Origin of the sequence: Streptomyces sp. NPDC051105 (assembly GCF_040682795.1) — a bacterium.
Lineage (GTDB): Bacteria > Actinomycetota > Actinomycetes > Streptomycetales > Streptomycetaceae > Streptomyces.
This window is the reverse complement of record NZ_JBFBBR010000005.1, coordinates 40380-54301: the sequence shown is the minus strand read 5'-3', so window position 1 is coordinate 54301 and position 13922 is coordinate 40380. Positions and strand designations below refer to the sequence as shown.

The window sequence follows — 13922 nt, the reverse complement described above, 5'->3', positions numbered from 1 at the left end:
GCCCCGCGCCCCTTTCGGGGCACGTTCAGGGCGCCCCTCGTTCAGAGTGATCAGTGTGAGGCGCGAGACTGGTCCCCATGAACGAGCGCAGCCCCGAATCCCAGACCGTCCTCCTCCGCCGCGGCGAGGTCCACAGTCCCGCCGATCCGTTCGCGACCGCGATGGTCGTGGAGCACGGGCAGGTCGCCTGGGTCGGGTCCGAAGGGGCCGCCGACGCCTTCGCGGACGGGGTGGACGAGGTCGTGGACCTGGACGGCGCCCTGGTGACCCCCGCCTTCACCGACGCCCATGTCCACACCACCTCGACGGGTCTCGCCCTGACCGGCCTCGACCTGTCCGGCGCCGGTTCCCTGGACGCGGCCCTCGCGCTGGTACGGGACTTCGCCGCCGCCCGGCCGGACGACCGGGTCCTGCTGGGGCACGGCTGGGACGCCTCCCGCTGGTCGGACGGCCGCCCGCCGACCCGCGCCGAGCTGGACGCGGCCACCGGTGGACGCCCGCTCTATCTCTCCCGTATCGACGTCCACTCGGCGGTCGTCAGCACGGCCCTGCTGGACCTGGTTCCCGGTGCGCTCTCCCGGGAGGACGCCCCGCTCACCAGCGACGCCCACCACGCCGTACGCGCGGCCGCGTTCGCGGCCGTGACGCCCGCACAGCGCGCCGAGGCCCAGCGCACCGCCCTCGCACACGCGGCCTCCCTCGGTATCGGCACCGTCCATGAGTGCGGCGGCCCGAAGATCTCCTCCGAGGATGACTTCACCGGCCTGCTGCGGCTCGCCGCGGAGCTGCGCGGACCCAGGGTCGTCGGTTACTGGGCCGAGGCGGCCGACGAAGGCGTCGACAAGGCGCGTGAGCTGGGCGCGCTCGGCGCCGCCGGTGACCTCTTCGTGGACGGCGCGCTCGGTTCGCACACCGCCTGCCTGCACGAGCCCTACGCCGACGCCGGCCACTCCACCGGCTCCGTCTACCTGGACGCGGCCGCCGTCGCCGCCCATGTCACCTCCTGCACCGAGGCCGGCCTCCAGGCGGGCTTCCACGCCATCGGCGACGCCGCGGTGAGCACCGTCGTCGAGGGCGTGCGCGCCGCCGCCGAGAAGATCGGCCCGGCCCGCGTCCGCGCCGCCCGGCACCGCGTCGAGCACGCCGAGATGCTGACGCCCGAGCACATCGCCGCCTTCGCCGAGTTCGGTCTGATCGCCTCCGTGCAGCCCGCCTTCGACGCGCTGTGGGGCGGTACGGACGGGATGTACGCCCAGCGGCTCGGCGCCGAGCGGGCCCGCACCCTCAACCCCTACGCGGCCCTCCTCAAGGCCGGGGTCCCGCTCGCCTTCGGCTCGGACAGCCCGGTGACGCCGCTCGACCCCTGGGGCACCGTCCGCGCCGCCGCCTTCCATCACACGCCCGAACACCGGGTCTCCGTACGCGCCGCCTTCACCGCGCACACGCGGGGCGGCTGGCGGGCCATCGGCCGCGACGACGCGGGCATCCTGGTGCCGGGCGCGCCCGCCGACTACGCGGTCTGGCGGACCGAGGAACTGGTGGTGCAGGCCCCGGACGACCGGGTCGCCCGCTGGTCCACCGACCCCCGCTCCGGCACTCCCGGCCTGCCGGATCTGACCCCCGGCCGCGAGCTGCCGGTCTGTCTGCGCACCGTGGTGGGCGGCCGGACCGTGTTCGTACGACCGGGCGAGTGACCCGGCCGCATTCGTACGGCCGGGCGAGTGATCTCCCGGGGTGGCGCGGCCGTGATCTACGGCCGCCGCCCTGTCGCGCGACCTGCGCATCCTCCGCGCTGACCAGCGGTTTGAGGCTGTTTGTGCAGGTCAAACGGCTGTTGACAGCCAGCGGCAGCGGGCCGGTAGGTTCGGCCGAGTCCACCACCGGACGCCCGACCGGGGAGCAGTTCGCGCACTCGTCGCAGCGCCGCTGGGTCAGGGACGGTGTGCCGCACCGGGGCACCGTCACTGGGAGCCAGGCTCAGCGCCCGCGCCGACGAGGGAACGCTCCGGCCGGTCGGGAGGTGTGACCCGGGTGGGGCCCGGACGCTCAGTAGACAACGGCTTTCGGTCGACCCGCAGCCAGCGGGTCCCTGGTCGGCCCGAAGGGCGCCGGGCCCCCATCCGTAGTCGAACGGGATGGCGAAATCACGGATGAACGCCACCCGAAACGGGCATCCTTACCCCATTCTTTCGGAATCGACACCACCACACGAACGAGCTGTCACGTCACTGCAGGCCGTGGCCACTATGGTGGTCCCCTGCGTACGACATGAAGGGGCAGCAGTGAACGACGGCGACGGGACCCTCGCGGCACAGGCCCAGGAGAGGCGGTTCGGTCCGCTCGGCACGGCCTTGGTGATCATTCCCACGTACAACGAGGCGGAGAACATCAAGTCCATCGTCGGCCGGGTACGCCGGGCCGTCCCCGAGGCGCACGTTCTGGTGGCGGACGACAACAGCCCCGACGGCACCGGCAAGCTCGCCGACGAACTGGCCGCCGAGGACGACCACGTCCAGGTGATGCACCGCAAGGGCAAGGAGGGCCTGGGCGCCGCCTACCTCGCGGGCTTCCGCTGGGGCATGGACAACGGCTACGGCGTGCTCATCGAGATGGACGCCGACGGCTCTCACCAGCCGGAGGAGCTGCCCCGCCTGCTGACCGCGCTGAAGGGCGCCGACCTGGTGCTCGGCTCCCGGTGGGTGCCCGGCGGGCGGGTGGTGAACTGGCCCAAGTCCCGCGAGTTCATCTCCCGCGGCGGTTCTCTCTACTCCCGCCTCGCACTCGACCTCCCGCTGCGGGACATCACCGGCGGCTACCGCGCCTTCCGCCGCGAGACCCTGGAGGGCCTGGGGCTCGACGAGGTCGCGTCGCAGGGCTACTGCTTCCAGGTCGACCTGGCCCGCCGGGCGATCAAAGCAGGCTTCCATGTCGTCGAGGTGCCCATCACCTTCGTCGAGCGTGAGCTGGGCGACTCCAAGATGAGCCGCGACATCATGGTGGAGGCCCTGTGGCGGGTCACGTCGTGGGGTCTCACCGAGCGGGTGGGCAAGATCACCGGCAAGGGCAAGCCGTCCTAGCGGGTACAGCGCCGTCCTAGCGGGTACAGCGCCGTCCCAGCCGGTACGGCGCCGTCCTAGCCGGTACGGCGGGCACCGCTGTCACAGCGGGGGCCCGCAAACCCCATCAGCTGCCGTTGATCATCCTCTTATCCTGCACTGAGCCGGGCCCAGGCACACTGGGAGCATGACGACTGGCGCGCAGACCCCTCCGCAGACCACCCGGCCCCGGCGTTCCCGGCTCGGCAGATATCTGCCGCTGGGCATCGCCGCCTGGCTGGTGCTGGAGGTCTGGCTGCTGACGGTGGTCGCGGGCGCGGCGGGCGGGATGACCGTGTTCCTGCTGCTGGTGGCGGGCTTGGTCGCCGGGGCCGTGGTCATCAAGCGAGCCGGGCGCCGTGCCTTCCAGAGTCTCAACGAGGCGATCCAGCGCGGCGGCTCACCGGAGCGCGGCGGTGGCAACGGCCTGATGATGCTGGGCGGCCTGCTCCTCATGATCCCCGGCCTGATCTCCGACGCCCTCGGCCTGCTGCTCCTGCTGCGGCCGGTCCAGAAGGCGGTCTCCCGCCTCACGGAACGCACCCTCGACCGCAAGCTCCGCGCGTCCGCCGCCGGCACCCTGGGCGATGTCTTCCAGCAGGCCCGTATGCACCGCCCGGACGGCAAGGTGGTCCAGGGCGAGGTGATCGTCCGGAACGACGGTCCGGAGCGGGGCGACGGCCCGGCGGGGGAGCGGCCGCCGCTGACGCGCTGAGGCACTCCGTGAGGGCCGGTCACCTCACCAAGAACCGAGGGCGCCGCACGTTCACTGAACGTACGGCGCCCTCGATGGGTTATGTCGGCTTCCCGTTATACGGAACTATGCGGACTTACGGCTGTCCCTGGGATGAATCGCGATGTTCATCGCGCCGGAGCGCAGAACCGCCAGACGCTCCTCGAGGACCTCTTCGAGTTCCTCACGGGTACGTCGCTCCATCAGCATGTCCCAGTGGGTACGCGCGGGCTTGGCCTTCTTCTCTTCAGGGCCGTCGCCGTCCACGAGGAGTGCCTGGGCCCCGCAGACCTTGCACTCCCACTCCGGCGGGATCTCCGCCTCGACCGAGAAGGGCATCTCGAACCGGTGCCCCTTCTCGCATGCGTACTCCACGGCCTGGCGCGGGGCCAGGTCGATACCGCGGTCCGTCTCGTAGCTGGTCACTACGAGGCGCGTACCGCGAAGAGCTCGCTCACTCATGAATCGTGCCTCCCGGGCTTGTCGCCCACAGGACAGGTGTCGCTGTCGTCGTCATCCGGTCAACGTCCGGTCGGCGGTAAAGATTCCCGTTCCGGGTCATGCGTCGCCGTCGTAGCCGCCCCTTGTTGTACCCACCAGCGCCCGGTTTGTCACATCTGCTAACAGATGTCACCCACCGTTTCGGCATCTTTGACGCGCAGTAACGGTACGCCTGGCAGGCCAAACGCGTACACTACCGCCCTTCCGCGTTGAACGCTAAATCTTCCCGCTGGATCTTCTGCTAGATCTTCTGCGGAACCGGGTTGCCGGCCTCGCGGATCGCCCGCCGCACCGGAACCCGCGCCAGCAGCGCGAACCCGATGACGAAGAAGGCCACCAGCGAGATGATCGCGGAGCGGTAGCTTCCGGTCAGCTGGAAGGTGATCCCGAACAACAGAGGTCCCAGCCAGCTCATCCCCCGATCGCTCATCTCGTACGCCGCGAAGTACTCGGCTTCTTTGCCGGGCGGTACGAGATGCGAGAACAGGGAGCGGGACAGTGCCTGGCTGCCACCGAGGACGAGACCGATGCCGGCCGCGAGGACGAAGAACCACACCGGGGCCTCGGCCGGCAGGAAGTACCCGGCCGCCAGCGTCACGGTCCACGCCACCAGTGATCCGAGAATCGTGCGCTTGGCCCCGTACGTCCGCGCCAGCCGCCCCATCGTCAGGGCGCCGGCCACCGCCAGCACCTGGACCAGCAGGACCGCCCCGATGAGCGTCGACTGGCCTAGGCCCAGCTCCTCGGAGCCGTAGACGGACGCCTGGGAGATCACGGTCTGGATGCCGTCGTTGTAGACGAGGTACGCCAGCAGGAAGGACAGCGTCAGCGGATGGCGGCGCATGTCCCGGACGGTCGCCGCGAGTTGACGCAGCCCGGGCGCCGTCGCCTCGGCCGCCCGGCCGCCCCGGTCGCGCAGCCGCCGTAGCGGTACGAGGGTGAAGGCGCCCCACCACAGACCCGCCCCGGCCAGGCAGATGCGGACCGCCTCCGTCTCGGAGAGGCCGAAGGAGTCGTGGGCGGAGTACAGGACCAGGTCGGCTATCAGCACCAGGGAACCGGCCGCGTAGCCGAAGGCCCAGCCCCGGGAGGAGATCGTGTCGCGTTCCTCGGGCGGGGCGATCTGGGGGAGGTAGGAGTTGTAGAGCATCAGGGCGACGGACTGGGCGGCGTTCGCCACGATCAGCAGCAGCCCGCCGAGCAGGTAGCGGTCGCCGTCGAGGAAGAACATGCCCGTCGTCGCCACGGCCCCGGTGTACGCGGCCGCGCCGAGCAGCTGCTTCTTGCGGCCCGTGCGGTCGGCCGCGCTGCCCACCAGGGGCATCAGCACGACCGCCAGGATCACCGACAGAGAGACCGAGTAGGCGAAGAAGGAGCCCGACCGGACCGGGATGCCGAGCGGGTGCACATAGCCGTCCGCGTCGGCCGCGTGTCCGGCGACCGACGTGAGGTACGGGCCGAGGAACACGGTGAGCACGCTCGTCGAGTAGACCGAGCACGCCCAGTCGTAGAAGTACCAGCCGCGCTGTTCGCGCCGCAGCTCGGTGACCTCGTCCGAGACCCCCGTCCGCACGGTTTCGGTGCCCACCCGTGCCCTCGCCTTTCCCGCAGCAGTGCCGTCGCGCGTCTCAGACCCAGACGCCGCGGCCCTGCATGACCTCACGCAACGTGTCGATGTGATCGGTCATGATGCCATCGACTCCCAGGTCCAGGAGCCGGTGCATACGCTCGGGCTCGTTGATGGTCCACACGTGGACGTGCAGCCCGCGCGCGTGGGCGGCACGGACGAAGCGCCGGTCGACGACCGGGACACCCGACTGCGACTCGGGCACCTGCGCGGCCACCGCCGACCGGCGCACCGAGGCGGGCAGCCCCCAGGAGCGCAGCCGCAGCCCGACCACACCGCGGGTGCCGAACGAGGTGGCCAGCCGTGGCCCGGCGATGCGCTGCGCGCGCAGCACCCGCGCCTCCGAGAACGAGCCGACGCACACCCGGTCGTAGGAGTCCGTCCGGTCGATCAGGTCCAGCAGCGGCCGCAGCGCCGGCTCCGCCTTGGCGTCCACGTTCCAGCGGACGTCCGGGAACTCCTCGAGGAGTTCCTCGAAGAGGGGGAGCGGCTCGCGGCCCGCCACGCGCGCGTGCCGTACGTCCTCCCACGGCAGGTCGCCGATCCGGCCCACCCCGTCGGTGACCCGGTCCAGGGTGTCGTCGTGGAAGGCGACGAGCCGGCCGTCCGCCGTGGCGTGCACATCGGTCTCGATGTACCGGTAGCCGAGCGCGACCGCGCGCCGGAACTGCGCCACGGTGTTCTCCAGGCCGTCCGCGGCCCCGCCGCGGTGGGCGAAGGCGATGGGGCCGGGGTGGTCCAGGTACGGGTGGCGGATCAGCGTGCTCACGGGCGAAGTATGGCCTGCTCGGATGACCCCTTGGCAACGACCGTGCTGCCTTGGGATGCCACCGGAACGGCGAACACCTTGAGGAACAACTGGGCGAGGGGCCCGATGGAGACGGCGTAGAGCAGGGTCCCGACGCCGATGGTCCCGCCGAGGGCGAATCCCGTGACGACCACCGCGACCTCGATCGCCGTCCGGATCAGCCGGATCGAACGTCCGGTACGCCGGTGCAGACCCGTCATCAGACCGTCCCGGGGACCCGGCCCGAAGCTCGCCGCGATGTACAGCCCGGTCGCCGCTCCGTTGAGTACGATCCCCGCCGCCATCAGCGGAATCCGCACGGCGAACGCGTGCGCGCCGGGGACGACGGCGAGCGTGGCGTTCATGGCGAGGCCGATGACGAACACGTTGGAGACGGTGCCGAGGCCCGGGCGCTGGCGCAGGGGGATCCACAGGAGCAGCACGGCCGCGCCCACGATGATCGACACCGTGCCGATGCTCAGCCCGATGTGCTCGGCCAGACCCTGGTGGAGCACACCCCAGGGCTCCAGGCCGAGGCCCGCCTCGACGAGAAGCCCGGAACTCACGCCGTACAACGTGAGCCCCGCGTAGAGCTGGATCAGCCGTCGCCCGAGTCGGCCTCGCGTGGACAAGAGGTACCCCCTGCTGGTGGTAGTGGACTGGTTCATGTCACTCTGTGGCGTGGGAGGAAAAGCCATCCATGGCCAATTCGGGGAAGGTGGACTGATTCTCATGGCGCAGTGGACCTCGGCGGTGGGCGCCGCACAGCTCGGCCGGCTGCTCAACTCGCAGCAGGACCGCCCGGCCGGCCCCGGCACCCGACGTCCGCCCGCCTACCGTGCGCTCGCCGACGGGATCCGGCTGCTGGTTCTCGAAGGCCGCGTCCCGGTCGCCGCCCGGCTGCCCGCCGAACGCGAACTGGCCCTCGCCCTGTCCGTCAGCCGTACGACCGTGGCGGCGGCGTACGAGGCGCTACGCGCTGAGGGATTCCTGGAGTCCCGGCGGGGCGCCGGCAGCTGGACCGCCGTCCCGGCGGGCAACCCGCTGCCCGCCCGCGGCCTCGAACCGCTGCCGCCGGAGGCCCTCGGCTCGCTGATCGACCTGGGCTGCGCCGCCCTGCCCGCGCCCGAACCCTGGCTGACCCGCGCGGTCCAGGGCGCCCTGGAGGAACTCCCGCCGTACGCCCACACGCACGGCGACTACCCGGCCGGGCTCCCGGTCCTGCGCGCGATGATCGCGGAGCGCTACACCGCGCGCGGGATCCCCACGATGCCCGAGCAGATCATGGTCACCACCGGTGCGATGGGTGCGATCGACGCGATCTGTCATCTCTTCGGTGGGCGGGGCGAGCGCATCGCCGTCGAGTCACCCTCGTACGCCAACATCCTCCAGCTGATGCGGGAGGCCGGCGCCCGGCTGGTCCCCGTGGCGATGGCGGAGGGCCTCACGGGCTGGGACATGGACCGCTGGCGCCAGGTCCTGCGGGAGGCGGCGCCCCGGATCGCGTACGTCGTCGCCGACTTCCACAACCCCACCGGGGCGCTCGCCGACGAGGACCAGCGCCGCCGGCTGGTCGACGCGGCCCGCTCGGCGGGCACGGTACTGGTCGCCGACGAGACGATGAGCGAGCTGTGGCTGGACGAGGGGGTGGAGATGCCCCGGCCGGTCTGCGGCTTCGACCCGGCGGGCTCGACCGTCGTCACGGTCGGCTCCGCCAGCAAGGCGTTCTGGGCGGGCATGCGCATCGGCTGGGTGCGGGCGGCCCCCGACGTCATCCGCAGCCTGGTCGCCGCGCGAGCCTACGCCGACCTGGGGACGCCGGTGCTGGAGCAGCTGGCGGTGAACTGGCTGTTCGGCACGGGGGGCTGGGAGCAGGCGGTCGAGCTGCGCCGCGCCCAGGCCCGCCAGAACCGGGACGACCTGCTGACCGCGGTACGGCGGGAGCTGCCGAGCTGGGAGTTCGAGGTGCCGCGGGGCGGGCTCACGCTGTGGGTCCGGGCGGGGGGTCTGTCCGGTTCCCGGCTGGCGGAGGCGGGGGAGCGGGTGGGGGTGCGGGTCCCTTCGGGGCCGCGCTTCGGGGTCGACGGGGCCTTCGAGGGGTACGTGCGGCTGCCGTTCACGGTGGGGGGACCGGTGGCCGACGAGGCGGCGGGGCGGCTGGCCGCGGCGGCGCGGTTGGTGGAGGCCGGCGCGTCCGCCGGGGGCGAGGCGCCGAGGACTTTCGTGGCGTAGGCGGTTGTTCGCCGCGGGCGCGTGGGGGCTGGTCGCGCCCAGGCGGCGGGAGCCGCACGCCGCGTGGGGGCTGGTCGCGCCCACGCGGTGGCAGCCGCGCCGCGTGAGGGCTGGTCGCGCCCACGCGGTGGCAGCCGCGCGCCGCGTGAGGGCTGGTCGCGCCCACGCGGTGGCAGCCGCGCGCCGCGTGAGGGCTGGTCGCGCCCACGCGGTGGCAGCCGCACGCCGCGTGAGGGCTGGTCGCGCCCACGCGGTGGCAGCCGCACATCGCATACAGCCTCACGCCCCTGAAGGGGCGCTGTAGCCGCGGGCGTCCTGTCGGCTGACCCAGCCTGCGGGCAGTCGTGCCTCTCCCAGTGCCTTAAGGGCCTGGGAGGTGCCCCCAGGGCGGCACGGGGGGCGCGGGCGGCACGGGCGGGCGCGGGTGGCACGGGCGGGCGCGGGTGGGCGGGCGCACCCTGCAAGCGCCGGTGAGCGACCCCGCCCTCACCTCAGCCCTCGGCGGTCGCCGCCTCCATCGGCACCGGCTGCTCCGTCGGCTCACTTCGCGGCGGCAGCAGCTCCAGTACCGCCTGGCGGTCCGCGTCGCTCGTCGCGTCGTCGTACGGGTCCGGCGTGGCCGGCACCTGGAGCCGCAGCACCGGGCCGTGGCCCAGCCGGGCGTACCCCCGGCCGGGCGGCATGTGGGCCAACGGCGTCGTGTGCGGCGGCGCCCCCAGTGCCGCCTCCAGCTCGTCCGGCAGCGCCGGCCCGAGCACGACACGCGCGCGCGTGTGCTGTCGTAGCGCCTCGCTCACCGCGTCCGTGCTGTCGAGGTGCTCGGCGACCACCACGGTGACGTTCGCCGCGCGGCCGTGCCTGAGGGGGGTCTGGAGGAGGGCCCCGGGGTCCTTGTGGCCGTTCGCCGAGGCCAGGTGGACGAAGGCGCCGGGGCGGTCCAGCAGGATCCACAGCGGACGCCGGCAGTCGTCCGGCGGCGGCTGGCCGGCCTGCCGCGCCCGGTTGAGGGCGATGAGCCGCCGTTCCGTCTCGTGCGCGGCCCATTCGAGGCCGGCCAATGCCCCGGCGAGGCCGCACTCCACGGCGAGGACCCCGTCCCGGCCGGAGAAGCACGCGTACTCGCCGGTGCCGCCGCCCTCGAGGATGAGCACGTCGCCGTACTGGAGGGCCTGCAGCGCAACCGAGCGCAGCAGGGTCGAGGTGCCGCTGCCGGGGCGGCCCATGACCAGCAGATGGGGTTCGGTGGAGCGGGCACCGGTGCGCCAGACGACCGGCGGGACGTCCCGCTGCTCCTCGCCGTAGGCGAGCGGGAGCGTGCGCTGGATCTCGGTGGGGTCGGTGAAGCCCAGCACCGTCTCGCCCGGCGCGGTGACGAAGCGCTGGGCGGTGATGTCGGTGGGCAGCGGGGCGAGGACCGTCACCGTGAGCCGGTTGCCCTCCTCGTCCCAGGCGAAGTGGTACTCGCGGCCGCGCCCGGACTTCGCCGTGAGCAGGTACTCGATCCGGGCGCGCGCCTCGGGCTCGCCGTCCGGGAAGTACGCGGGATAGCGGATCATGAGCTGGCTGACGCGGCCGGCGTCGTCGAACTCGTGGGTGAGGAAGGCCTTCTCCCACTCCCCGCCGTGCGCGTACAGCGGCGCCGGGTCCTCGGCGGCCGAGAAGTACGGCACCAGGGCCTCGTACAGGGACTGGAGCCGCTGGGTCTGCGACTCGTCGGGGCCCTCCGGCGGGGGCGGGGTGCGGTCGCGGCCGTGCCAGGCGCTCGCCGCCATCAGGGTGATGACGGCGAGCAGGGGTCCGTACGGCACCAGGGCCACGACCAGGACGACCGAGGCCACCAGGAACAGCAGCGACCCACGCTTGTCCTGCGGCGTCTCCGCCCACCTGCGCCGCCCGGCCGAGACCAGCCGACTCAGCCCGCGGGTCACGGTGATGAGCGGGTGGAGGACGTCGGTGGCGTTGTCGGCAGCCGTCCGGGCCAGCTCCCGGCTTCGGGCGAGCTGCGCGGTGCCGTTGCTCAGAATGCGGGGGAGAGGGCGCCGGGCCACTGCTGTCTCCTGATGGTGCGTAGGGACCGGAGGGGCGTCAGAACTTGATGCCGCCGAGCAGGCTCGCCAGGCTCTCGCCGCCGGCCTTGATGCTCGGTGCGATGGCCGTGCTGGCGAGATAGAAACCGAAGAGCGCCGAGACCGTGGCGTGCGACGGCTTCAGTCCGTCCTTGCGGAAGAAGAGGAAGACGATGATGCCGAGCACGATGACGCCTGAGATGGAGAGGATCATTTGAGATCTCCTGGTGTCGAAGGGGGACAGTCACCATGAGTTCTTCCAGCATCACAGGAGGTATCCATACGATTAAAGGTGCAAATGAGTGAATTTCGGCAGATTTCACTCGGTCGGCGGATCGTTCCTGACCGTTGCCGACCAGGTCGGGCGGTGTCCGGTGGGGTCCCGGTGACCGGTCGGCGGAGCTGTGGAGATCTTTACCTCGGACAGTTCCGGTCATGTGCCCCCTGAAGCCAGTACCCTGGCGATTCACTCGTACGGCCGCGCGGCCCACCCGTTGCCGTACGCTCCCTCCGTCCACGGAAGACCCCGCAGCACACAGGAGAGGCGGTCCGTTCGATGAGCGAAGCCCCCGACCCCGAGGTCGTGGAGCTGGCGACCAAGATCTTCGATCTGGCCCGGCAGGGGCGGACCGAGGCGCTCGTGGCGTACCTCGACGCGGGCGTTCCGGCCAACCTCACCAATGACCGCGGCGACTCCCTCGTGATGCTCGCCGCCTACCACGGACACGCCGACGCGGTGCGCGAGCTGCTCGCCCGGGGTGCCGAGGCGGACCGGATCAACGACAGAGGTCAGACCCCGCTCGCCGGAGCGGTCTTCAAGGGCGAGACAGAGGTCATCAAGGCGCTCGTGGAGGCCGGCGCGGACCCCGCGGCGGGCACTCCGTCGGCCGTCGACACCGCGCGGATGTTCGGCAAGGCGGAACTTCTCGAATTGTTCGGCATCCACTGAACCATCCCTTCCGACCAGCGAAAACACACAAAACGGGGGAGGCGGTACAGGGCCGCCGAAATTTCGGTCGCGGCAGGTCGAAGTGCCGAGTCATCATGACGTCGTGATTCACGGACGCGATGGCCGGGCAGGTGTTGCCGCACCGCGCGGGCCGTGATGCGGCCCGCATGGGCCACTGACGAGAGGCAGAGAGAAATGGTCTACAGCAAGCAAGAGACGGCGGGCGCTCCGACGTTGTGTCACGCGGCCAGGTAGTGCGTGTTCTCCGGTTGCGTCGACGCTTGATGTGAGGCTGTTTCCCATGTTCGATCCGGTCATAGCGCCCAGCGGTACGCTGCTCGGCCTGCTCCAGCGGGGCCGTGGCGACGGCACGCTGCACGCGCTCACCGCCCCGCGCGCCGAAGCGCTCGCGGCGCTGAACCACTGCGTGCTCCACGACCCCCGCCACGACTGGCAGGTGGAGAACCGCTCCCTCTACTACGCCCGCCTCTATCTCGACCTGAACGGCGAGCTGGACGCCATCGAGGCGCATCTCTTCGACCCCGACGACGTCCTCGACTCCGAGGAATCCCGCACCGGCCTCGCGCTGGCCGTACTCGGCCACCTCGCCTCCTACGGCAGGCGGGACGCGCTCGAACTGCTGCGCAGGTACGCCGCCACCGGCACCAACTGGGCCTGGGCCCTGGACGAGCTGGCGCTGCGCGACGACGACGCGGGCCTGTGCGCCCTGGCCGCCCCGGTGCTGGCACGCTTCACCACGGACGCCGAGGGCGAGGCCGAGCTGGCCGCCGCCGTACGGGACGCCTTCGAGCCACGGCCCTGGCGGCTGTGGGCCGAGGATCCCCGCGAATCGATCGCCACGCGCGTGCGTGCCGCACAGGAAACCGGCTGTTTCGACCGCTGGCAGCGCCAGATGCGACCTACCGGGCCCCGTCCGGGGTGGAGCGTGCGTGCGGTCTTCGAGTGGGCCCAGCAGGGCGTCGAGCGGGGCGCGGCCCTCCATGTGCCGGCCGCCCGCTGCCTGGTCGCCGTGGCCGGCCCCGAGGACCGGCCGGAGATCCTCCAGGCGGCCAAGGACGGCACCGACGGAGCCCGCTGCACCGCGTTGCGCTACCTCGCCGACAGCAACGACTCCGACGCGCTGGGCCTGATCGAGGCCGCGGTGATCGACGGCACCTCCATCGTCGTGGAGGCCGCCGTGGACGCCTTCGAACGCATGCGCAGTATCGCCGCCGTGGACCGCGCCCGCGGCTGGGCCCGCCGGCCCGACGCCCTCGGCGCCGCCGCCGGACGGATGCTCGCCTGCCGGGGCGGCGCACAGGACAGCGAACTGGTCCTCGCCGCCCTACGGGAAGCCGTACGCGGCGAAGGCCCCGACGCACCGACACTGTGGACCCTCGTCGACGGCACCGGACGCCTCGGCATCGCCTGTGCCGCGCCCGTCCTGCGGCACGTCTACCGCGAGACGGCCTCGTCCCATCTCCGCGGTCGCGCCGCCCGCGCCCTGGCAGCCACCGACCCCTCCTTCGCCACCGGCTTCGCCGTCGAATGCCTGTGGGACTGCGAGGAGACCACCCGCGAGATCGCCGCCCGGCACGCCGAGACCGGTGACGCCCGGGTCGTCGAACAACTCCGCCGGCTGGCCGCCGACCCCGCCGAGGAGGACGAGGTCCAGACGGCGGTCCGCAGCCGTATCGGACCGGACGCCCCCGCCGTGTGAGACATCGCCACGGGGGACCACGGCGTCAACTCGGGAACCACGGGGGATCCCGCATACGTTCCATTCGCGGAAGTCCGCCCGCTGAGTGAACAACCTGTGACCGGCACACCAGCCGGATGTGGACGCCGGCTGACCCGCTCGGGTGTGCAGGGCAACGCTCATGGGACGTTTAACCATCGGAAAGATCCACTTTGACGCGGCCACGTCCAGCG

The 13922-nt window shown here is 72.0% G+C and carries 12 protein-coding genes; 6 read left to right on the top strand and 6 right to left on the bottom strand.

Going from position 1 to position 13922, the window contains the following annotated elements; all coding sequences use genetic code 11:
* Window positions 1-77 precede the first annotated feature (77 nt).
* The 3 genes from AB0N16_RS13830 to fxsA all read left to right on the top strand — a co-directional run bounded on the left by AB0N16_RS13830 (window position 78) and on the right by fxsA (window position 3810).
* The gene (locus AB0N16_RS13830; protein WP_365796298.1) at window positions 78-1694 is read left to right on the top strand and encodes an amidohydrolase; all 1617 of its coding nucleotides are present in this window, start codon (window positions 78-80) and stop codon (window positions 1692-1694) included.
* Between the two features lie 588 nt (window positions 1695-2282).
* Window positions 2283-3077, top strand: a complete 795-nt coding sequence (locus AB0N16_RS13825; protein ID WP_365796296.1) for a polyprenol monophosphomannose synthase — start codon at window positions 2283-2285, stop codon at window positions 3075-3077.
* Between the two features lie 166 nt (window positions 3078-3243).
* Window positions 3244-3810, top strand: coding sequence for an FxsA family membrane protein (gene fxsA / locus AB0N16_RS13820; RefSeq protein WP_365796294.1), 567 nt, complete (start codon window positions 3244-3246; stop codon window positions 3808-3810).
* A gap of 105 nt (window positions 3811-3915) precedes the next feature.
* Here fxsA and AB0N16_RS13815 read toward each other — a convergent pair whose 3' ends face one another.
* The 4 genes from AB0N16_RS13815 to AB0N16_RS13800 all read right to left on the bottom strand — a co-directional run bounded on the left by AB0N16_RS13815 (window position 3916) and on the right by AB0N16_RS13800 (window position 7411).
* Window positions 3916-4290 carry an RNA polymerase-binding protein RbpA gene (locus AB0N16_RS13815; RefSeq protein ID WP_010046329.1) on the bottom strand — a complete coding sequence of 125 codons (375 nt, stop codon included), beginning with the start codon at window positions 4288-4290 and terminating at the stop codon, window positions 3916-3918.
* 280 nt (window positions 4291-4570) lie between these two features.
* Window positions 4571-5917: an MFS transporter gene (locus AB0N16_RS13810; RefSeq protein ID WP_365796292.1), complete on the bottom strand. Its 1347-nt coding sequence runs from the start codon at window positions 5915-5917 to the stop codon at window positions 4571-4573.
* Between the two features lie 40 nt (window positions 5918-5957).
* Window positions 5958-6725 carry a glycerophosphodiester phosphodiesterase gene (locus tag AB0N16_RS13805; protein ID WP_365796290.1) on the bottom strand — a complete coding sequence of 256 codons (768 nt, stop codon included), beginning with the start codon at window positions 6723-6725 and terminating at the stop codon, window positions 5958-5960.
* Window positions 6722-7411: a hypothetical protein gene (locus AB0N16_RS13800; protein WP_365796288.1), complete on the bottom strand. Its 690-nt coding sequence runs from the start codon at window positions 7409-7411 to the stop codon at window positions 6722-6724. The genes AB0N16_RS13805 and AB0N16_RS13800 overlap by 4 nt, the downstream gene beginning before the upstream one ends.
* 64 nt (window positions 7412-7475) lie before the next feature.
* On the opposite strand from AB0N16_RS13800, the gene AB0N16_RS13795 reads away from it, so the two are divergent.
* Window positions 7476-8975, top strand: a complete 1500-nt coding sequence (locus tag AB0N16_RS13795) for a PLP-dependent aminotransferase family protein (RefSeq protein ID WP_365796286.1) — start codon at window positions 7476-7478, stop codon at window positions 8973-8975.
* Window positions 8976-9466: 491 nt separating this feature from the next.
* Here the strand turns inward: AB0N16_RS13795 and AB0N16_RS13790 are convergent, their stop codons facing one another.
* Both AB0N16_RS13790 and AB0N16_RS13785 read right to left on the bottom strand, forming a co-directional pair.
* On the bottom strand, window positions 9467-11023 hold the full coding sequence (locus AB0N16_RS13790) for an ABC transporter ATP-binding protein (RefSeq protein WP_365796284.1): 1557 nt from the start codon (window positions 11021-11023) through the stop codon (window positions 9467-9469).
* 37 nt (window positions 11024-11060) lie between these two features.
* Window positions 11061-11255 (bottom strand): hypothetical protein, encoded by a 195-nt coding sequence (locus AB0N16_RS13785; RefSeq protein ID WP_046731976.1) that lies wholly within the window; start codon window positions 11253-11255, stop codon window positions 11061-11063.
* A 342-nt stretch (window positions 11256-11597) separates the two neighbouring features.
* Here AB0N16_RS13785 and AB0N16_RS13780 point away from each other — a divergent pair, with 342 nt between their 5' ends.
* Both AB0N16_RS13780 and AB0N16_RS13775 read left to right on the top strand, forming a co-directional pair.
* Entirely contained in the window at window positions 11598-11990 is a 393-nt protein-coding gene (locus AB0N16_RS13780; protein WP_365796282.1) for an ankyrin repeat domain-containing protein, read from the top strand.
* A 301-nt stretch (window positions 11991-12291) separates the two neighbouring features.
* Complete coding sequence (locus AB0N16_RS13775) at window positions 12292-13710, top strand: HEAT repeat domain-containing protein (RefSeq protein WP_365796280.1); 1419 nt, start codon at window positions 12292-12294, stop codon at window positions 13708-13710.
* Window positions 13711-13922: the final 212 nt, after the last annotated feature.

What these genes read in the sequence shown, in the direction of transcription:
- AB0N16_RS13830 (WP_365796298.1), top strand. Translation starts at nt 78, where the DNA reads ATGAACGAGCGCAGCCCCGAATCCCAGACCGTCCTCCTCCGCCGCGGC.
- fxsA (WP_365796294.1), top strand. Translation starts at nt 3,244, where the DNA reads ATGACGACTGGCGCGCAGACCCCTCCGCAGACCACCCGGCCCCGGCGT.
- AB0N16_RS13815 (WP_010046329.1), bottom strand. Translation starts at nt 4,290, where the DNA reads ATGAGTGAGCGAGCTCTTCGCGGTACGCGCCTCGTAGTGACCAGCTAC.
- AB0N16_RS13800 (WP_365796288.1), bottom strand. Translation starts at nt 7,411, where the DNA reads ATGAACCAGTCCACTACCACCAGCAGGGGGTACCTCTTGTCCACGCGA.
- AB0N16_RS13795 (WP_365796286.1), top strand. Translation starts at nt 7,476, where the DNA reads ATGGCGCAGTGGACCTCGGCGGTGGGCGCCGCACAGCTCGGCCGGCTG.
- AB0N16_RS13785 (WP_046731976.1), bottom strand. Translation starts at nt 11,255, where the DNA reads ATGATCCTCTCCATCTCAGGCGTCATCGTGCTCGGCATCATCGTCTTC.
- AB0N16_RS13780 (WP_365796282.1), top strand. Translation starts at nt 11,598, where the DNA reads ATGAGCGAAGCCCCCGACCCCGAGGTCGTGGAGCTGGCGACCAAGATC.
- AB0N16_RS13775 (WP_365796280.1), top strand. Translation starts at nt 12,292, where the DNA reads ATGTTCGATCCGGTCATAGCGCCCAGCGGTACGCTGCTCGGCCTGCTC.